General features: G+C 69.8%; 20 protein-coding genes and 1 pseudogene. 17 read left to right on the top strand and 4 right to left on the bottom strand.

Annotated elements, in window-relative coordinates:
• Positions 1-260 precede the first annotated feature (260 nt).
• On the top strand, positions 261-1,244 hold the full coding sequence (locus AB0A69_RS28245; protein ID WP_361427910.1) for an ATP-binding cassette domain-containing protein: 984 nt from the start codon (positions 261-263) through the stop codon (positions 1,242-1,244).
• Complete coding sequence (locus AB0A69_RS28240) at positions 1,241-2,098, top strand: ABC transporter permease (RefSeq protein ID WP_361427908.1); 858 nt, start codon at positions 1,241-1,243, stop codon at positions 2,096-2,098. Before AB0A69_RS28245 ends, AB0A69_RS28240 begins: the two co-directional genes overlap by 4 nt.
• 110 nt (positions 2,099-2,208) lie before the next feature.
• Here AB0A69_RS28240 and greA read toward each other — a convergent pair whose 3' ends face one another.
• Both greA and AB0A69_RS28230 read right to left on the bottom strand, forming a co-directional pair.
• A complete protein-coding gene (gene greA, locus AB0A69_RS28235) occupies positions 2,209-2,706 on the bottom strand; it encodes a transcription elongation factor GreA (protein WP_361427906.1) in 498 nt (165 codons plus the stop codon).
• A 216-nt stretch (positions 2,707-2,922) separates the two neighbouring features.
• Positions 2,923-3,324: a DUF4307 domain-containing protein gene (locus AB0A69_RS28230; protein ID WP_361427904.1), complete on the bottom strand. Its 402-nt coding sequence runs from the start codon at positions 3,322-3,324 to the stop codon at positions 2,923-2,925.
• A 98-nt stretch (positions 3,325-3,422) separates the two neighbouring features.
• On the opposite strand from AB0A69_RS28230, the gene mca reads away from it, so the two are divergent.
• From mca to AB0A69_RS28215, 3 genes are all read left to right on the top strand, one after another.
• Positions 3,423-4,304: a mycothiol conjugate amidase Mca gene (mca, locus tag AB0A69_RS28225; RefSeq protein WP_361427902.1), complete on the top strand. Its 882-nt coding sequence runs from the start codon at positions 3,423-3,425 to the stop codon at positions 4,302-4,304.
• Position 4,305: 1 nt separating this feature from the next.
• Positions 4,306-4,527 (top strand): hypothetical protein, encoded by a 222-nt coding sequence (locus AB0A69_RS28220; RefSeq protein ID WP_361427900.1) that lies wholly within the window; start codon positions 4,306-4,308, stop codon positions 4,525-4,527.
• A gap of 441 nt (positions 4,528-4,968) precedes the next feature.
• Positions 4,969-5,163 carry a cypemycin family RiPP gene (locus AB0A69_RS28215; protein ID WP_361427898.1) on the top strand — a complete coding sequence of 65 codons (195 nt, stop codon included), beginning with the start codon at positions 4,969-4,971 and terminating at the stop codon, positions 5,161-5,163.
• A 144-nt stretch (positions 5,164-5,307) separates the two neighbouring features.
• On the opposite strand, the gene AB0A69_RS28210 is transcribed toward AB0A69_RS28215, so the two are convergent.
• Complete coding sequence (locus tag AB0A69_RS28210) at positions 5,308-5,499, bottom strand: hypothetical protein (protein ID WP_361427896.1); 192 nt, start codon at positions 5,497-5,499, stop codon at positions 5,308-5,310.
• Positions 5,500-5,526: 27 nt separating this feature from the next.
• Between AB0A69_RS28210 and AB0A69_RS28205 the strand changes: the two genes are divergently transcribed.
• The 11 genes and pseudogenes from AB0A69_RS28205 (at position 5,527) to AB0A69_RS28155 (ending at position 16,104) form a co-directional block, all read left to right on the top strand.
• Complete coding sequence (locus AB0A69_RS28205) at positions 5,527-7,032, top strand: alpha/beta fold hydrolase (RefSeq protein ID WP_361427894.1); 1,506 nt, start codon at positions 5,527-5,529, stop codon at positions 7,030-7,032.
• Complete coding sequence (locus tag AB0A69_RS28200; protein ID WP_361427892.1) at positions 7,022-7,582, top strand: hypothetical protein; 561 nt, start codon at positions 7,022-7,024, stop codon at positions 7,580-7,582. Before AB0A69_RS28205 ends, AB0A69_RS28200 begins: the two co-directional genes overlap by 11 nt.
• Positions 7,579-8,151, top strand: coding sequence for a CypD family RiPP peptide-cysteine decarboxylase (locus AB0A69_RS28195; protein ID WP_361427890.1), 573 nt, complete (start codon positions 7,579-7,581; stop codon positions 8,149-8,151). Before AB0A69_RS28200 ends, AB0A69_RS28195 begins: the two co-directional genes overlap by 4 nt.
• Positions 8,144-8,881, top strand: coding sequence for a class I SAM-dependent methyltransferase (locus AB0A69_RS28190; RefSeq protein ID WP_361427888.1), 738 nt, complete (start codon positions 8,144-8,146; stop codon positions 8,879-8,881). The genes AB0A69_RS28195 and AB0A69_RS28190 overlap by 8 nt, the downstream gene beginning before the upstream one ends.
• On the top strand, positions 8,878-9,510 hold the full coding sequence (locus AB0A69_RS28185) for an ATP-binding cassette domain-containing protein (protein ID WP_361427886.1): 633 nt from the start codon (positions 8,878-8,880) through the stop codon (positions 9,508-9,510). The genes AB0A69_RS28190 and AB0A69_RS28185 overlap by 4 nt, the downstream gene beginning before the upstream one ends.
• The gene (locus tag AB0A69_RS28180) at positions 9,507-11,057 is read left to right on the top strand and encodes a hypothetical protein (RefSeq protein ID WP_361427884.1); all 1,551 of its coding nucleotides are present in this window, start codon (positions 9,507-9,509) and stop codon (positions 11,055-11,057) included. Before AB0A69_RS28185 ends, AB0A69_RS28180 begins: the two co-directional genes overlap by 4 nt.
• A gap of 6 nt (positions 11,058-11,063) precedes the next feature.
• A pseudogene (locus tag AB0A69_RS28175) lies at positions 11,064-11,218 on the top strand (DUF255 domain-containing protein); the annotation flags it as partial.
• A 620-nt stretch (positions 11,219-11,838) separates the two neighbouring features.
• Complete coding sequence (locus AB0A69_RS28170) at positions 11,839-14,025, top strand: N-6 DNA methylase (protein WP_361427882.1); 2,187 nt, start codon at positions 11,839-11,841, stop codon at positions 14,023-14,025.
• Between the two features lie 169 nt (positions 14,026-14,194).
• Entirely contained in the window at positions 14,195-14,596 is a 402-nt protein-coding gene (locus AB0A69_RS28165; RefSeq protein ID WP_361427880.1) for a DUF4357 domain-containing protein, read from the top strand.
• Positions 14,597-14,712: 116 nt separating this feature from the next.
• A complete protein-coding gene (locus AB0A69_RS28160) occupies positions 14,713-14,946 on the top strand; it encodes a hypothetical protein (RefSeq protein ID WP_361427878.1) in 234 nt (77 codons plus the stop codon).
• Positions 14,947-15,372: 426 nt separating this feature from the next.
• Positions 15,373-16,104, top strand: coding sequence for a DUF4365 domain-containing protein (locus tag AB0A69_RS28155; protein WP_361427876.1), 732 nt, complete (start codon positions 15,373-15,375; stop codon positions 16,102-16,104).
• 89 nt (positions 16,105-16,193) lie between these two features.
• Here the strand turns inward: AB0A69_RS28155 and AB0A69_RS28150 are convergent, their stop codons facing one another.
• Positions 16,194-16,760: a Uma2 family endonuclease gene (locus AB0A69_RS28150; protein ID WP_361427874.1), complete on the bottom strand. Its 567-nt coding sequence runs from the start codon at positions 16,758-16,760 to the stop codon at positions 16,194-16,196.
• Between the two features lie 200 nt (positions 16,761-16,960).
• Here AB0A69_RS28150 and AB0A69_RS28145 point away from each other — a divergent pair, with 200 nt between their 5' ends.
• Positions 16,961-18,988, top strand: coding sequence for a thioredoxin domain-containing protein (locus AB0A69_RS28145; RefSeq protein WP_361427872.1), 2,028 nt, complete (start codon positions 16,961-16,963; stop codon positions 18,986-18,988).
• The last annotated feature ends 239 nt before the right edge of the window (positions 18,989-19,227 follow it).

Genomic DNA, 19,227 nt, shown 5'->3' with positions numbered 1-19,227 from the left:
CGCCGTGCCGCGTGGGGCGGTGGGGGAGCCGTATATCGCGATGGGTATCGCGAGAGTCGAACAGGCCGACGAGTGGCGGCGGTTGACGGCGAACAGCGGCGGCGGACAACGGAAAAGCGCTTGAGTAAACGCGATGTATCGCGTTACGGTGAGCGGGTTGTCATGTTCGCCGGGCGCGACCGACTCGGCGTACCTACGCTCGGGCGGTACGTGTTGATACGCCCGACCCACCACTCGCACCTGCCAACGGGAGAACCCACATGCCAGGCGCTATTCATGCCGAGGGTCTCGTGAAGACCTTCGGCGACGTAAGGGCTCTGGACGGCGTGGACCTGGACGTCCCCGAGGGGACGGTCCTGGGGCTTCTCGGCCCCAACGGCGCCGGCAAGACCACCACCGTGCGCGTGCTCACCACGCTCCTGAAGCCCGACAGCGGCAGGGCGGTCGTCGCGGGCATCGACGTGCTCAAGCACCCCAACGAGGTCCGCCGCTCCATCGGCCTCTCCGGCCAGTTCGCGGCAGTCGACGAGTACCTCACCGGCCGCGAGAACCTCCAGATGGTCGGGCAGCTCTACCAGATGTCCGCCAGGGCGGCGAAGGTCCGCGCCGGTGAGCTGCTGGACCGGTTCAACCTCGCCGACGCCGCCGACCGCCCCGCGAAGACGTACTCCGGCGGCATGCGCCGCCGCCTCGACCTCGCCGCCGCCCTCGTCGTCTCCCCGCCCGTGATGTTCATGGACGAGCCGACGACCGGCCTCGACCCGCGCAACCGCCAGCAGCTGTGGGAGGTCATCAAGGAGCTGGTCGCCGGCGGCACGACGCTGCTGCTCACCACGCAGTACCTGGAGGAGGCCGACCACCTGGCCCACGACATCTGCGTCGTCGACCACGGCAAGGTCATCGCCCGCGGCACCTCCGACCAGCTCAAGGCCCGCACCGGCGGCGAGCGCGTCGAGGTCGTCGTCCACCGGCACGACGAGATCGCCCCGGCCCGCGAGGTCCTCGCCGGCTTCGGCAAGGGCGAGGTCGCCGTGGAGGAGCACACCCGCAAGCTCACCGTGCCGGTCACCGGTGGCGCCAAGCTGCTCGCCGAGGTCATCCGCGAGCTCGACACGCGGGGGGTCGAGATCGACGACATCGGCCTGCGCCGCCCGACCCTCGACGACGTGTTCATCTCGCTGACCGGCCACGCCGCCGAGCGCGGGGGCGACGACACCGAGGCCGTGAAGGAGGCCGTGAAGTGAGCACCCTCTCCGACGCCCCCATGGCCGCGGCCCCCCGGCCGCGCGGGGGCATCGCCCAGTCGGTCGCCGACTCCCTGGTGGTCGCCAAGCGGAACCTCATCCGGATGTCCCGCATCCCGGAGATGGTGATCTTCGGGCTGATCCAGCCGATCATGTTCGTGGTGCTGTTCACGTACGTCTTCGGCGGCTCCATCGAGGTCGGCAGCACCATCGCCCCGGGCGCCTACCGCGAGTTCCTGATGGCCGGCATCTTCGCCCAGACCGTCACCTTCGCCACCGCGGGCGCCGGCGCGGGCATCGCCGACGATATGCACAAGGGCCTGATCGACCGGTTCCGGTCGCTGCCGATGGCCCGCGGGGCGGTCCTCACCGGCCGGACGCTCGCCGACCTCGTCCAGACCACGTTCACGCTGGTCGTGCTCGCGGTCGTCGCCCTCATCGTGGGCTGGCGGGTCCACGAGAACATCGGCAAGGTGCTGCTCGGCTTCGGCCTGCTGCTCCTGCTCGGCTACGCGTTCTCCTGGATCGGCGCCCTGATCGGCCTGTCGGTGCGCACACCGGAAGCGGCCACGTCCGGCGGCCTGATCTGGCTGTTCCCGCTGACGTTCATCTCGAACGCCTTCGTCGACGCCAACAAGCTGCCGACCTTCCTGCGCCACATCGCCGAGTGGAACCCGTTCAGCGCCACGGTGCAGGCGTGCCGGGAGCTCTTCGGCAACCTGCCCCCGGGCTTCACGGTCTCGGACGCCTGGCCCATGCAGCACCCGGTCCTCGCCTCGGTGCTGTGGTCGCTGCTGATCCTGGTCGTCTTCCGGACCCTGGCGGTGCGCAAGTACCGGTCCGCGGCCGCCTGAGGGCGGGCGCCCGCGAGCACGTGCCGCGTGTACCAGGCGTACCGGGCGTACGGAAAAGGGGCCGGGCCGCGTCTCGCGCGGCCCGGCCCCTCTCGTCGGATCTGCCGGGCTCAGCCCTGGTACGGCTTGGCGTCGAGAATCTTGACCGACGCCTTCTTGCCGTTGGGGAGCTCGTACTGGGCGTCCTCGCCGACCTTCTTGCCGTTGACGCCCGTGCCGAGCGGCGACTGCGGGGAGTACGTCTCGACGTCGGAGCTCGCGTACTCGCGCGAGGCGAGGAGGAAGGTCAGGGTGTCGCTCTCGTCGCCGTCGAACGCGATGGTGACCACCATGCCGGGCGCCACGACACCGCTCTCCGTGGGAGCCTCGCCGACCTTCGCGTGCTCCAGCAGCTGGGTCAGCTGGCGGACGCGCAGCTCCTGCTTGCCCTGCTCCTCCTTGGCCGCGTGGTACCCGCCGTTCTCGCGCAGGTCGCCCTCCTCCCGAGCAGCCGCGATCTTGGCGGCGATCTCGGTTCGCGCGGGACCAGACAGGTACTCCAGCTCGGCCTTGAGCTGGTTGTACGCCTCCTGGGTGAGCCAGGTGACGTTCTCGCTGGTCTGGGTCACAGGTGCTCCTCGTCGGTACTGGGATACAAAGCAACGCCCTACCCAGAAGCATTCTGCCTTCCTGGATGGGCGAAACCACGAGCCTAACAATTTCGCGGGGAAAGAGGGAGGACGAACGTCACTTATTTTGCGTCGTCGCAGGTCAGCACGGAATCGGACAGGGCCGTTCCGGTTACTTCAGGCTACTCCGGGGCGCCTACCCCGAGCCGCCCGCTCCTACTCGGAGGTACAGCCGAGCAACTGGGCGCTGGTCGCCTTCGCCGTCGTACGCACCGTGACGACCTCGTCGATCCGCGTGGCGGCCCCGTCGAAGCGGACCTCCTTGCGGCCCACCTCGCCGCCGTCCTCCGCGAGGGCCCGCAGCGTGCAGTAACCCCGGGCGTCCCGCTCCTTGCGGACCTCCAGGTGGACCGCGACCCGGTCCTCCGCGGAGAGGTCGAACTTGATCACCTCGGCGCTGACCTTCTGGCCCGCGACGTAGTCGTAGCCGAACCAGCCGACCACGGCGAGCAGCACGGCGCCCAGTACCGCGCCGAGGACCTTGAGCCGGCGGTCGGCGCGCTCGTCCGCCGAGCGGCCGTAACGGCCTTCGGGGAGCCCTTCGCGCACCGCGCTCATGATCGGTCCTCTCGTACGCCGGACGACGGAATTTTCCGTGCCCCGATTCCGTCACTATAGAAGCCGCCCCACGCCGACTATTCATCGAGGATCGAGTCTTGACCGAGCAGCTGCGACTGATGGCCGTTCACGCCCACCCCGACGACGAGTCGAGCAAGGGCGCGGCCACGATGGCCAAGTATGTGTCCGAGGGGGTGGACGTGCTGGTCGTCACGTGCACGGGTGGCGAGCGCGGCTCCATCCTCAATCCGAAGCTCCAGGGCGACGCGTACATCGAGGCGAACATCCACGAGGTGCGCCGCAAGGAGATGGACGAGGCCCGCGAGATCCTCGGCGTCCGACAGGAGTGGCTCGGCTTCGTCGATTCCGGCCTGCCCGAGGGCGACCCGCTGCCGCCGCTGCCGCAGGGCTGCTTCGCCCTGGAGGACGTCGACAAGGCGGCCGGCCGCCTGGTGAAGTCCATCCGCGCCTTCCGGCCGCAGGTCATCACGACGTACGACGAGAACGGCGGCTACCCGCACCCCGACCACATCATGACCCACAAGATCACGATGGTGGCCTTCGACGGTGCGGCCGACGCCGAGAAGTACCCGGAGCAGGAGTTCGGCCCGGTCTGGCAGCCCCTGAAGGTCTACTACAACCAGGGCTTCAACCGGCCGCGCACGGTCGCGCTCCACGAGGCGCTCCTCGCCCGCGGCCTGGAGTCGCCGTACGGCGAGTGGCTGGAGCGCTGGAAGGAGTTCGAGCGCGCCGAGCGGACGCTGACCACGCACGTGCCGTGCGCCGACTTCTTCGAGACCCGCGACAAGGCGCTGATCGCCCACGCCACCCAGATCGACCCGGACGGCGGCTGGTTCCGCGTGCCGATGGAGATCCAGAAGGAGGTCTGGCCGACCGAGGACTACGAGCTCGCCAAGTCCCTGGTCGACACCTCCCTCCCCGAGGACGACCTCTTCGCGGGCATCCGGGACAATGTCTGACATGAGCGCACACCAGGCACTGACCCAGCTCGTCCCGATCGCCGCCCAGGAGTTCGACAAGAACAAGGTCACTCCGGGCGTCCTCGGCTTCATCGTCTTCGCCGTCATGGCCCTGGCCGTGTGGATGCTGATGAAGTCGATGAACCGCCACATGGGCAAGGTGAACTTCGAGGAGGCCCCGGAGCCGGCGACCGCGCAGACGGCGCCCAAGGGCGCCGAGTAACCACCCGGCTCCGCCGCAGGGCCGCTCCGCAGGACGGGGCGGCCCTGCGGCGTGCCCGGGGGCTTCTCCGCGGACGCCGTCGCATGCGATGCCGGATTTCGTGTACGGAGCGCATTGCGGCGGCGACGGTGGGTCGATGAATCGCACCCGCGGCAGCGGAACAATTAATTCCGGCATTGCGTGTGAGCGTGCGGTTTTCTGTCAGTGGCCGAAAAGCACGGTTGATTTTGAGACACGTCGACCTCGCCGATGTGTAAGGTGCGTGGAGGTCAATGCTGCTTGACGCGTTCTGACGAGGCTGTTTATAGTCGCCACAAGATCGAGTTGCAGAAGTTGTGCAGCCCGCTCACTCGGAGTGGACGACGGGGGTTCAACGTTCGGCACACCGAGACCATTCGCTCGAATGACCACCGACGAAAGGTTAGTGAAGTGCGATCTGAAATGACCATCACGCGCTCGGATTCCGCTGCCATCCGCCCTGAGGCGCTGGCTGCGCAGGATTTCGCGAACACCGTCCTCAGCGGTGCGGCGCCCGGTTTCCACGCGGACTGCGAGACGCCCGCCATGGCCACGCCGGCCACGCCGACCGCTGCTCAGTTCGTCATCCAGGGCAGCACCATCTGCCTCGTCTGCTGACGGACAACTGATCCGGGTGTCGGGGAAACCCGCGTCATGCGGGTTTCCCCGGCATTCGGTTTCCGCGTGCTCGTGATGATGGCCAGATGTGCGATGGGGGAGACGAAGAATCCGGTGAGATGGAAGCGGCGGAGGCAGCGTGCCTCACATGCGAATGCCGCTCAGAAAGCGGCTGACCGCGTACTTCTGCCGATAGCGGTCGGGCAAATCCTCGCGGCGGCGGAAACGCTGTCTCTCCGCGAGGAATTCGAAGACGACGGATTTCTCCGGGGCACCTCGGCCCAGCAGTATCCGCCAGGCAGTCTGAGGCACCGGATCGGCCGCGTCCTCGACCATCCGCGTACCCCCAGGGTGCTCGCGGGAGTGACCCTTGCGGCCTCGGTGGGCCTGGTGCTCGCGCGGGGCAACAGGAAGGCGCAGATCGCCGCGGCGACGGTCATCGGAACGTGCAACCGGCTGAACGAGATCCGCACCCCGTACGGACGGGACGGTGCGGACCAGATGACGGCCGTCATCACGCAGTACCGCGCCCTCACGGCGCTGATCCCCGACCGGCAGGTCTCCGACGACCTGTTCCTGCGGGCGGTCAACTTCCAGGCCGGGCTCAGCTATGTGGTCTCGGGCGTCGCCAAGGCCTTCGGGAGCAGCTGGGTACAGGGCGACGCCCTGCTCGAAGTCCTGCAGACGGAGGCCTACGGCCGGGGGCCCGCCGCGGCCCTCCTGCGCAGGTACCCCCGGCTCTGCCGGGCTCTGACCGTCGGCACGGTGGTCTGGGAGGCGGCCTTCCCGCTCATCTACCTGCTGCCGCGCAAGCAGGCCTCCCACGCCCTCTCGGCGGTCAAGGCCTTCCACGTCGGCGTGGCGGCGACCATGGAGCTGCCGCGCTTCGTATGGGGCTTCTTCGGCTCCCACGGAGCGGTCGGCTACGTCCTGGACACCCGCGGCGCGCGCCGGACCTTCGAGAAGACCGTGCTCGGCATCGCCGGCGGCGTCACCCTCGCGAGCGCGCTGATCGCGCGCGAGAAGCGCCGGATCGCCGAGCAGCGGCGGCTCGGCCCCAAGGGCGCCGCACGGCTCCACCACGCGGACGGCGTCGTCGAGTACAGGGTGGACCGCCCCGCGGACGGGTCCGCCTCCGGCACGGTGATCATCCTCGAGTGCGGCCTGGGGCAGTCCCTCGAGTCCTGGGAGTGGGTCGCGGAGGGCCTGGCGCAGCAGCACACGGTCATCCGCTACCACCGGCCCGGATACGGCCTCACGACGTCGCGTGCGGAGAGCGGGGACCTCCTGGCCGCCGTGCTCGACGAGGTCGGGGCCGAGGGGGAGATCGTGGTGGTCACCCACTCCATCGGTTCGCTGAGCGCGGCCTCCTACGTGCGCGACGAGCGCTTCGCCGACCGCGTCGGCAAGCTGGTGGTCGTCGACGGCACCGACCCGGTGCTCCTGGAGGAGGACCGTACGGACCGCAGGCGGCTCGGCAAGTTCCTCCAGGCCCAGCTCTACACCCTCGTCGCCGCCGTGACCGGCATCTACGAGTGGGCGCCCAACGCGGTGGAACGGCAGGCGGGGTACACGCCCGACACCCAGTACAGCCACGTGCAGTTCGTGTTCACACCGAGGAACATCGTCAACTCGGTCCGCGAGTACCGGGGCATGCGGACCGACGACGCCGTCTCCCGTCTCGGGTCGGTCGCATCGGTCCTGGTCGTCGCCTCGGACGAGTACGCCGACCAACAGGCGGTGCTGGCCGAGAAGCTCGGAGCGAAGATCGAGGTGGTGCACGGCTCCGCGCACCGGTCGATCATCGGATACCGGAAGCACGCCGAGAAGGTCGAAGGCGCTATCAGAAGGTTCATGGATGCTTGCTGACCGGATCAAGGGCGTGGCGGCCTCCTGCGCCGTGGGGGCGCTCGCGGTGCACCTGGTCGCCACCGTCCTGCAGAACACGCCCGACTCCTACAACCAGGACCTGCGCAAGTTCACGGGCGGCTGGCCCATCCCCGGATGGAGGTTCTTCGCGCCGAACCCGGGCGTGCAGAACGTGCACCTGCTGGTACGTGAGACCACCGGCGACGGTCCGACGCCGTGGCGTGACGTGACCCCGGTGGTCCCGCACGGATGGACACAGGTGCTGTACAACCCGCGGAGCCGCGGCCCCAAGGCGCTGTTCGACGCCATGCAGCAGCTGTCCGTCATGAGCGCGAACCAGGCCGATTTCGCCTGGGTCACCCAGAGCCTGCCGTACGACCTGGTGCTCGCGGCGAGCCGGGCCGCGGTGGCCGACGACGCGCAGGCCCTGCAGTTCCTGCTGATGAACGTGTTCCCCAGCGCGCCGCCGGAGCACCGGATGAAGCCGATCCTCACCTCCGAGTGGATCCCCCTCGGTACCGCCGCCCGCACGGCGGGAGCCGCCGGGTGAACGTGGAGAGGTTCGAGGGCGCGGAGCTCCACGTCCACATCACGGGTTCCATCAGCGCGGCGCTCGTGCCGTGGTGGATCCACTGGCTGCGGGAGCTCCATCCGGACCTGGTCGTCAACGTGTCGGTGACACGCGCCGCGTCGCGGTTCCTGGCGGTCCGGTCCCTCCGCCACCTGGCCAACGGCAAGGTGTGGATCGACGCGTGGGACGACGAGGAGACGCCGCCCGAGGTCAACTCCGGGAGGAGCGGCGCCTCCGAGTGCTTCCTCGTCTTCCCCGCCACCCTGGACACCGTCATGCGCCTGGCGCAGGGGCGCGCGGACTCACCCGCCCTCCTGATGCTGCAGGTGACCGATGCGCCCATCGTCATCGCGGACACGTTCCCGGGTTCCAACGAGATCGTCGAGAGCCATGTGCGGACCCTCAAGCTCCGCCCGAACGTCGCGTTCGCCCCGCGGGTGACCGGCGTACGCGCGAGCAACCGGTCGACGGCCGAGGTGGGTTTCAACCTGCCGGGTGCCCTCGCCGTGGCCAACGCAATGCTGAAGGAAGGTCGTCCCGGTGAGTGACCCGAGCGTGTACGACGAGGCGGCGATCGAGGCCTACGACCTGGTGTCCTCGATGCTCTCCCCCGGGGCCGGGCTCGCCGCCTGGGTGTCGTCGCACCGGCCCCTGGCCGGCCGGACCGTCCTGGACCTGGGGTGCGGCACGGGCGTGTCCTCGTTCGCGCTCGCCGAGGCCGGTGCGCGCGTCACGGCGGTCGACGCCTCACGGCCGTCGCTGGACGTCCTCGAGGGCCGACGCCTGGACCGCGACGTCGAAGCGGTGCAGGGCGACTTCCGGGACCTCCGGTTCGACTCCGCGTTCGACGTCATCACCCTGTCGCGGAACACCTTCTTCCTCGCCCAGACGCAGGAGGAGAAGATCGACCTGCTGCGCGTCATCGCCCGGCACCTGAAACCGGGAGGCGCGGCCTTCCTCGACTGCACCGACCCCGCCGAGTTCCAGCAGGCGGGCGGCGACGCGCGTTCGGTCACCTACCCGCTGGGCCGCGAGCACATGGTGACGGTGACGCAGACCGCGGACCGCGCCGCCCAGCAGGTCCTGAGCGTCTTCATCGTCCAGAGCGCGTCGACACTGACCGCGTTCCACGAGCAGGCCACCTGGGCTACGCTCGCGGAGATCCGGCTGATGGCACGGATCGCAGGTCTGCAGGTCGCGGACGTCAACGGTTCGTACGCGGGCGAGCCTTACGGGGCGCGCTCTCGGGAGATGCTGGTCGTTCTGGAGCCGCAGTGAGCAATGTGCCCGCGATCGAGGCCGAGGGCGCCACGGTCGTCCTGGACGGAACCACGCTGCTGGCGCCGACGACGTTCGCGGTGATGCCGGGCGAGTTCTGGTGTCTCACCGGCAGCAACGGCTCCGGGAAGACGACGCTCCTGCGGGCCTTCCTGGGGAGCCGGCGGCTGACGGACGGTGCCGTCCGCGTGCAGGGCGAGACCGTCGACCTGGCCAGGCCCCGGCACCGGCGGATCGTCGCCTCGCTCGTCGATCCGGTGCCCGTCGCGCGCGACATGACACTGCGCGAGCAGGTGACCCTGGTGGCCGCCTCCTGGCACGGCAACACCACGACGACCGCGGAGCGCGCCGAAGAGGTCATCGGGCGACTGGGCCTCAACCCTCTGGGCGAGCGGTTCCCCTCGCAGCTCTCCTCCGGTCAGCTGCAGCTCTTCAACCTCGCGCTGACCCTGGTCCGCCCCGCCGACGTGATCCTGCTCGACGAGCCCGAGAGGCACCTCGACACCGACCGCGTCGATCTCGTCGCCACGCTTCTCGCCGAACGCGCGGAGCAGGGGACGTCCTTCCTGGTCGCCACCCACGAGGCCGCCATGGTGGACGCCTGCGACGGCGTCATGGAGCTGGGATGACGACGGACGGCATCACGGCGGTGGAGGCCGACCCCAAGGCCCGCGTCCACGCCGTACGGCACCGGTACGCCCGCCGCGGTGACCGCGCCACGGCGCACGACTGGGCGTACACCATCTACCTCACCGTCATCCTCGCCTCCGTCTACGTGGCGCCGGTCGTCTATCTGGTGAGCACCTCGCAGCCGCTCGTTCCGCTGGGGTCCTCCCAGGCGGCGACGCCCGTGGCCTGCGTGGTCGCGGCCGCGGCGGTCTGGGGCGCCCAGCTCACCGGCCGGTTCTGGGGACCCTTGGTGCTCAAGCCGTTCCTGCTGCACGTGTTCATGTCGACGGACCTGTCCCCGACGCACTACCTCGGCCCGATCGCCCGCCGCCGGCTGGTGTACGCGGGACTCGGCACGCTGCTGACGGTGTGCACGGCGGCGTTCCTCGTGACCGACCTGTTCGACCACCGGGGAACCGCGCTCCTGCCGCAGGGCGTGTCCGTCGCGGTGGGCATCGGCGCCGTCGCCGCCGTGGCCTGGCTGTGGGGTCAGATCCGTACGGTGCGCGACAACCTCCTGCTCGCCTCCGCCGTGGCCGCCGCAGCCGTCGTCGTCGCGCTGCTCGGCCGGTCCGCCCTCCTGGGCGGGGGCGGCCTGTGGCTCGTCGCCGGTGTGCTGGCGGTTTCGGCGCCGGTGCTCGGGCGGTCCGCCTTCCGGGCCGTCCGTACGGTCGACCTCGCCCGGCTCGCACGCGAATCGGCGCGTGCCGCCGAGGCCCAGACCTTCGCCTGGACCGGCACGCTCCACCACGCGCTCGACCTCTACCGCCCGCAGCCGCGCGGGCTCACGTCGGTCCTGGTGCGTGCGGACGGGCGCCTGCGCGGCCACCTCGCACAGGGGGCGGTCCGCGCGCTCCGCACCCGGGGTCGCGCCATCGCGGCCGGGGCGTTCCTGCTGACCGGCGGTGCCCTGCTGACGCTCGGCGTCACGGAGCCGGACGGCGGACTGGCGACGTTTTCCCTGGTGGCCGGCCCGGTCGCCGTGTACTGGGGGTCCGGGTGGGTCGGCGAGTCCTGGCGCGGTCTGCGCGACGAGCTGACGCTGGCCCCGCTGTTCGGTGAGTGGTGGGGCGGGATGCTCGCCCGCACCCTGGCCTGGCCGGTCGTCGCGGTGGTGGCCACGGTGGGCCTCGCCGGCGGTGTCGTGGCCATGGTCCGGTGGCCGTTCGCGGGTGGCGGGCCGCTCGACGCTCTGCTCTTCGCCGCGGGGACGGTGGTGCTCGTGCTCGGTGCCAGGTTCCTGCGCGAGATGAAGATGAACCTGCCGATCGAGCTGCTGCTGCCCCTCATCACGCCCCTGGGCGACCTCTCCGGGCTCCGGGTCTTCGTCTGGCAGTTCGACGGACTCGTCGTCGTGCTGGTCGGCGTCCTCGCGATGGCGGAGATGCCGTCCGCGCCCGGTGCGGCCCTGGTCGCGCTGGGCATCGCCGCCTGGTGTGTCTGGGCGGGCCTGCGCCGGACGGGGTGGGCCCGCCGGGCCGTGTTCAGCCGCCTCGGCCGGGTGTAGCGGCCCCTGCTCCGAGCGGCGGCGGGAGCGGGGTCCCGCGCGAGCCGGCTGCGCGCCGACACCCCGGTCGACTGGTGGCCCTGGTCGGACGCGGCGTTCGCCGAGGCCCGCGAGCGCGGCGTGCCCGTCCTGCTGTCGGTTACTCGTCGTGCCACTGGTGCCAGTGAACTCGCGCACCCAGGAGTCGGCAGTGCTCATGTCTCCCTGATGATCACGCACTGCTCGCAGAGCTTCGACCAGTCGCCTCGGTCGGAGGTCAGGACGATCGCCGGGGCACCCTCCGATGCGAGCCGCCATTCCGAGGTCGTTGCGTAGGAGCAAGGAGAGCGCCTCGGAGGCACGCGTCAGCGAGCGGGCCGGCCGCTCCTTCACGCGGGGCCCGCTCGGCGTCTTCGTTTCCGGGGCGCCGGCGACGAACGACTCGGCTCGAGCCGCAGTCTCGTCCGTCGGCGGCATGTGCTCCGGCATGGCCGACCAGGGGTGCCTCGTGAACCCGGCCGAGGAGCCATGGGTTCGCCCGTGCGCTGGAGAGCCTCCCCCTCAAAGTGATCTGCATCACACTTCACCCTTTTCTCCATGCCCCGCTGCTGCGGTTCGGTCCGGCGGGCTAGCGGCCGGAGCTGCGGCTCACCTGAGGGGATTCTGCGCAGCAAGACTGCGCAACGAGGCGGTTCAGTCTCTACTCGATGTGCCGCTTCACTGGATCAGGGCACTTTGCCGCTAATCTAGGTGTCACGCGGAGCCCTCGAGCGTCGAGGTCGACGAACGGTGAAGAAGATGGGTGTGCGCAGCGGCACTGCGCACGAAGTTCCGGGCGGAGCACGGGACGACATCGCGGCTGTACCAACTGATCGCGGCCACCGCTGGGGCGTACTTCATCAACCGGGCGAAGTGGAACGAGAAGGACTTCGAGGAGGGGTGCTCGATGATCGAAGAAGCGGAAGACCCGGCAGCAGAGGTCGCCGACCGGCTGTGGCGGGCGTACGCGCCCTACCGGCGCGGCCGGGGTACGGCCGGCGACCTCGACGCGATGCTGGCGATCCTGATGCTCGCCGCCTTCGCGGAGGAGAAAGGCCAAGCCGAGGGCGATTTCGTGAAGCGGTGGAAGCGTGCCTCGGCGGAGGCCGCCGTCGGTTTCTCTCCGGTGGCCGAGCTGCGGGGGGCTCTGCAGGAGGCAGCCCGGCGTCCGGATTTTCCGCTGCCATGGCCGGCTGACCTCGACCTTGGGAGCGGGCCGGACGACGCCGCCTGGACGACGGCTTTCGTCGCGGCGCTGGATCGGAGCCCCGGCCTCGGAGAGGTCGCGGTGGCCGACGTCTGCGAGCTGTTGCTCCAGCGGCACGCGGAAGAAGGGGCATTGCCGGGAGGGGAGTTCTATACACCGCGCGGGGTCGCTGATCTGCTCGCGTATCTGGCCGGCCCGCGTGCGGGAGACCGCATCATGGACCCGGCCTGTGGCACCGGAAGCGTGCTCGCGGCTGCCGCTCGGTACCTGGCCGAGAGGGGGTCGGTCGGTGACAACTCGTTCGAGGCGTATGCGGTGGATCGGGCCAACGTGCGCCCGGCGATGCTGAACCTGGCCCTGCACAGGGTGAGCGCGCCACAGGTGGGGCTGGCGGACCCGGCGATGCTGTTGCGGGACCGGAATCTGGGCCGTGTGGACCGGGTGTTGAGCAATCCGCCGTTCAACCAGCGGATCGACGGGTGGGAACGGCGACAGTTCGTCGCGCCACCGGAGTCGAGTGCCAACTTCGCCTGGTTGCAGCTCGCTTGGTCCCAACTGAAGGAAGGCGGGATCGCGGCGGTCGTGATGCCTGCGCGGGCGGCTTGGGCGGGAGGGGCAGAGGCGCTGATCCGCCGGGAGATGGTGGCCCGGGGCGCGGTTCTCGCGGTGATCGCCTTGCCGGCGTACCTTTTTGCGGGAACCAACATCGCCGTGCACATCTGGGTACTCGGCCGAGGGCGCCGGGCCTGTCCAGCGCACCGAAGCGATTCCGTCATCCTCGTCGATGCGCGCGGCGCGGGACGGCGGTCGTCGGAGCGGCCCCGCGTGCTGGCGAGCGAGGACGTCGGCCGCATCGCCGAACGCTTCCGACTCTGGTTCGAAACCCCGGAGGAGGTGGACGAGCCGGGTTTCTCCCGATCGGTCACCTACGCCGAACTCATCGAGAACGCCGGCAACCTTGATCCGCGGACCTACCTCAGGACGGAGAGCGAGCCGGGTGGGGTCACGGACCTGAGCGCCGTGCTGGCCGATTTTGAGCGGCGTAATCGCGAGACGTCGGAGCTCGGGGCGGAGCTGGCGCAGATCGCCGGCGCACAGGATCAGCTGGCGCAGAACGGCATCCGATGCCAGAGCCTCTCACTGAAGGACGTGGTGGCCGGAGAGGAGACGGCCGATGGCCGTCCCGTGCGGCTGCTCGCGGGGCCTTCGGGAAGCCTGATCCGGGCCCAGGACTATGTGGAGGCTCCTGGGGTCCCTGTGGTGATGCCGAAGGACATCTCGGACATCGGCTTCCTCGTGGACGACATCAAGCGAATTTCCGAGCAGCATGCCGAACGGCTCGACCGATTTCGGTTGAACCCGGGCGATGTCGTGATCGCCCGCCGGGGTGATCTCGGGCGGTGTGCCGTAGTCGGGGAAGAGCAGCAGGGCTGGGTCTGCGGCACCGGCTGTTTCGTGATCAGCCCTCCCGGCACCGTCGACTCCCACTACTTGGCGGCATTCCTCCGCAGCTCCGAAGCTCGGGAGTGGCTCGATGCGCACTCGACCGGAAGCCTGGCACTGCGGACCATCTCACTCGATGTGCTCGGGATGCTGCCCGTCGCCCTTCCCGATCTCGACACCCAGCGGTCCATCGGTGCGGCCATGGCGAGCTTCGATGTCCACGAGCGGCGATTGCTGGACCAGTTGGCGGCGATGCGGGACATGCGCAGCAAGGCGCTGAGCAGCTTCCTGGCGAGGTGAGGCGGCTGGACCCCGTCCGCAGGCGAAGCGGTCGGCATCCGGCGCCCTTCCCCCTTCAGTTCTCCTTAATTGCTGAACCAAGGAGTTGGTCCGAGCTGCTCGTGCTGCTTAAGATCGAAGACAAGTCAAGGAATACCGTCGGGGAAGGCCGTCTACGTCAGGAGCGCGCATGGCCACGCTGAGCATCCACTTCGACCCCGCCGTCATCGCCCGACTCGTGAGCGCGAGCGGTGACGACACCATCCACGTCACCCTGTCCCTCGGCGAAGGGGCCGCCTCGGCGCAGGCCGCTCCGGTGATCCCCCAGGGACCTCTGGCCGGGCTGATGCGCGCCGGCCTGCTGGAATCGGGGGCGGTGCTCACGTTCCGTCAGCGCCGCGCCAACAGGTCGGGCCGTGCCGTCGTCACTGCCGACGGGCAGCTCGTCGTCGACGGACACCCCTCCCCCTTCCCCTCGCCGTCGAAGGCAGCGGAGGCAGTGACCGGCAACATCATCAACGGCTGGACCCTGTGGCGGACACCCGACGGTTCCACGCTGGACCAGCTGCGGCAGAAGCTGGATGCCGAGTAGCCGTCCAGGCGCCCCCCGGCCGGGGGCGTCGAACCCGTCCTTGAACCAGGCCGTTTACCTGCACCCGCCGCCGAGGCATGTCGTTCCGGCAGCGGGCTTCGAATACGGGGGGCTCCTTGTACGTAACCTTTGACCTGATCACCGCCCTTGTCGTTTCCGGGGCCTTCGCGGCCGGGGTGCTCGTCTACCGCCGGACCGCGCCACCGGAGGGCGGTCAGTCGAGAGGAGAGCGGCTGGCGGTCGCACTCGGTGCGGCGGCGACCGTCATCGTGATCGGCAGCTACCTCGGGGGCGGGTTCCGAGGCATCGAGCACGCTGCGAACCCCGCGAAGTCCGAGGTCAGCCGGTAGGCGGTGCCGTGGCCGGAGGTGCCCCGGGCGGAAGGGTCGCCTGGGGCGCCTCCGACGTTCGGGTGCCTTCGGCTTTCGCGAACCCAGTGGTCGGCGGTGCTCACGCGTCCCTGATGGCCACGCGCTTCCCATAGAGCTTCGACCAGTCATCGCAGTCGGAAGTCAGGGGGCGAGCGCTCGGGAGCCGAGCGCCAACGAGCGGGCCGGCTGCTCCTTCTCTATGAGATCGCGGTGACGGAAAACTCGCCGACGCCATCCGGTGAGCGGCTGGCTCTTCGCCGCCACCCCCGCCCTCGCCTGTCTTGGTGCGTCAACTCGACGTCTCCGTAGTCGGCTTGCGTGTGGGTGCGCTGCCTTAGCCTTGACCGAGCAGATCAACAGGAGGGCGAGATGCCTAAGGTTCCTGAGAGCCGGCGCGTTGGACGCATGGCCGTGAACGAGGTGCGTTCGTTGCTGGAGCGGAACGGCCACATCGTGCAGGAAATCGACGGCGCGAACGACCACGGAGAGGATCTGCACGTCACCTTCGTCCGGGATGGGCGACGAACAGCGGACTCTCTGGCCGTGCAGGTCAAGGGCGGGGTCTCGACGCGCACCCGGCGGGGGTACCGCGTCCAGGTCGGGGACCATGGGGACAATTGGCGCGACGGCAGCCTGCCGGTGCTCTGCGTCGTCCACGACCCCGAGCGGAATGGCCTCTTCTGGGCCAATGCGACTCGTCAGCTTCGCCGAGCAGAAGCGCTGCGCAAGACGCTGAAGTCCGTTGTCGTCCGGCGGGAGTGCGCGCTGGACGATTCCACCTTCGAGGCCTTCGTCCAGCGCATGCGAAACTACTTGGCTCGGGAGCGCGAGGGTGTCGGCAGATGGGCGGACATGGCGGACGTCGACTTCGAGCCGAACGACATCGTCAAACCGTTCGTCAACGAAGTTGGCGAGCCCATGGTCTTCTGGCAGAAGCGCGGGGAGCCGTTCGCGGTGTTGCTGCATCACGACCTCGACTGGGAGCCCGTGCGCATCCAGGAGCAGATGCTTCGCCTCGATCTCGTCCCGTCGATCGGGGGCATCATCCTTGACGGTGCCGAAGCACACTGGCTCATGGGCTGCTTCAAGTCCACCGAATGGTGGCGTCGACCAGTCGAAGAAGGCAGGCCCTTCTAGATCCGGTGGTGATGGATTCCGCAAGGCTCGGCATGCCCCGAAAGCCCGCTGACAGCCAAAGGTCGACAACGGGGCGACGCCTCGGTTCCTTACAGGGCCCCGAGATCGACCGTGATGGAGAAAGGTGCGGTGGCCTTCACCGTGCCGGTGAACACCTCGCCGTCCCGGTAGGCCCTGGTAGCGGGATCCAGAACGTACGTGTAGACGATCGGGAGCCCGGTGGCGGCCTGCTCGACCCGCCAGTAGAAGGGAATGCCGGCCTTGGAGTACTGGTCCACCTTCACGATCCGGTCCGTGGTCTCCGAACCGGGCGACACGACCTCGACGACCAGGAGTACGTGCTCGGGGCGGGTGGGTGTGAGGTCGATCGTCTCCGCCCGGTAGACGATGACGTCCGGACGGCGGTTGGTGAGCGGAACGTCCTGCAGGCGGACGTCGAAGTCCGTGTCCGCGTTCCAGTCCGGGCCCGCGGCGGCGTCCAGGGCATTGGCCAGGACCCGCGCCAGCCGGTTGTGCCGCTTGGAGACGCTCGGGCTCACGACGACCATCCCGTCCACGATCTCGATGCCGGCGCACTGCTCCTCGGACCAGGAGTCGTACTGCTCCGCGCTGATCTGCGAATGCATCCACGCGGGCGCCACCATCTCGGCGGTCATGGTGTACCTCCTTCGAGGAGCCTCGGCAGGGCCAGCACTGCTGCGCTCAGCCTACTGTTCCGAGGTGCCAGGCCGCCCGCTCCGGAGGGAGGGAGGTGGATTTGCCACCACGAGATGGACCAGGAGTGCAATTCGGCCAAGCGAGGCGGGCGCGTGAGGGTTTCCCCGGTCGCGCCAGGCACTGTGAGAGGCTGGATCGTATGAACCGGTTGGCTGGTGTGACCTCGCCTTATCTGCTGCAGCATGCCGAAAATCCCGTCGACTGGTGGCCCTGGACACCGGAGGCGTTCGAGGAAGCACGACGGCGCGATGTGCCCGTTCTGCTGTCGGTCGGATACTCAGCGTGCCACTGGTGTCATGTCATGGCGCACGAATCGTTCGAGGACGACGCCACCGCCGCCTACCTCAACGAGCACTTCGTGCCCGTCAAGGTCGACCGCGAGGAGCGGCCGGACGTCGACGCCGTGTACATGGAGGCGGTGCAGGCCGCCACCGGGCAGGGCGGGTGGCCCATGACGGTGTTCCTGACGCCCGATGCGGAGCCGTTCTACTTCGGTACGTACTTCCCGCCCGAGCCCCGGCACGGCATGCCGTCCTTCCTCCAGGTCCTCGAAGGCGTACGGGTCGCGTGGACGGACCGGCGGGAGGAGGTCGGGGAGGTCGCGGGCAACATCGTGCGCGAGCTGGCCGGGCGGTCGCTCGCGTTCGGCGGGGCCGGGGTGCCGGGTGAGCAGGAGCTGGCGCAGGCGCTGCTGGGGCTGACCCGGGACTACGACGCGAAGTACGGCGGGTTCGGCGGGGCGCCGAAGTTCCCGCCGTCCATGGTGGTCGAGTTCCTGCTGCGGCACCACGCGCGGACCGGCGCGGAGGGCGCGCTGGAGATGGCGGCCCACACGTGCGAGGCCATGGCGCGCGGCGGGATCTACGACCAGCTCGGGGGCGGGTTCGCCCGCTACTCGGTGGACCGCGAGTGGGTCGTGCCCCATTTCGAGAAGATGCTGTACGACAACGCGCTCCTGTGCCGGGTGTACGCGCACCTGTGGCGGGCCACCGGCAGTGACCTGGCCCGCCGGGTGGCGCTGGAGACGGCCGACTTCATGGTCCGCGAACTGCGCACCGCCGAGGGCGGCTTCGCCTCGGCGCTCGACGCGGACAGCGACGACGGAAGCGGCAAGGTCGTCGAGGGCGCGTACTACGTGTGGACGCCCGAGCAGCTGCGCGAGGTGCTGGGCGAGGAGGACGCCGCCCACGCCGCGCGGCACTTCGGTGTCACCGAGGAGGGCACCTTCGAGCACGGCTCCTCGGTGCTGCAGCTGCCGCAGGACGCCGGGGTCGCCGACGCCGAGCGGATCGAGGGCATCCGGCGGCGGCTGTTCGACGCACGCGACCGGCGGCCCCGCCCCGGCCGGGACGACAAGATCGTGGCCGCCTGGAACGGGCTCGCCATCGCCGCGCTCGCCGAGACCGGGGCCTTCTTCGACCGGCCCGACCTGGTCGAGCGGGCCACGGAGGCCGCCGACCTCCTCGTACGCCTCCACATGGACGGCTCGGCGCGGCTCGCCCGTACCTCCAAGGACGGCCATGTGGGCGCCAACGCCGGTGTCCTGGAGGACTACGGCGACGTGGCGGAAGGATTCCTCACCCTGGCCGCGGTCACGGGCGAGGGCGTGTGGCTGGAGTTCGCCGGGTTCCTGCTCGACATCGTGCTGGACCGGTTCACCGGCGAGGGCGGCGAGCTGTACGACACGGCCCATGACGCCGAGCGGCTCATCCGCCGCCCGCAGGACCCCACCGACAACGCCGCCCCCTCCGGCTGGACCGCCGCCGCCGGGGCCCTGCTCGCGTACGCCGCCCACACCGGTTCCGAGGCCCACCGGACCGCCGCCGAGCAGGCCCTCGGCGTGGTGAAGGCGCTCGGACCGCGCGCGCCGCGCTTCATCGGCTGGGGGCTGGCGGTCGCCGAGGCGGTGCTCGACGGGCCGCGCGAGGTCGCGGTCGTCGGCGGGGCGGACGCGGAGGAGGCCCGGGCGCTGCACCGCGCGGCGCTGCTCGGCACCGCGCCGGGGGCCGTGGTGGCCTTCGGGCGGCCGGGCGCCGGGGACGAGTTCCCGCTGCTCAGGGACCGTCCGCTGATCGACGGGCGGCCCGCGGCGTATGTGTGCCGCCACTTCGTCTGCGACGCGCCTACCACGGACGTGGCCGAACTCGGTCGGAAACTGTCCAACTGACGACGGAAACAATGTTTTTATCGGGATAGCCCCTGAGTGTCGGTCCCGGCCTCTATTCTCGTCTGCACGAGGAGTTGAGGAGACTCCGCACGCGTTCTGGGGAGGGCGTGTGCGGACGTCGCGCATGGGCGTCGACGGCCAGGGGGGTCCTGCCGCGATCCGCCCCGAAAAGCTGCTTTTCGATCCGGGGATCGACCACCGTCGCGGTGGCGCGCGCCGTACCTGACCGCGCGCCCGCG

Source organism: Streptomyces sp. NPDC045431 (assembly GCF_040646655.1).
In the GTDB taxonomy this organism is placed as follows: Bacteria; Actinomycetota; Actinomycetes; order Streptomycetales; family Streptomycetaceae; genus Streptomyces.
This window is presented reverse-complemented; position numbering and strand designations above follow the sequence as displayed.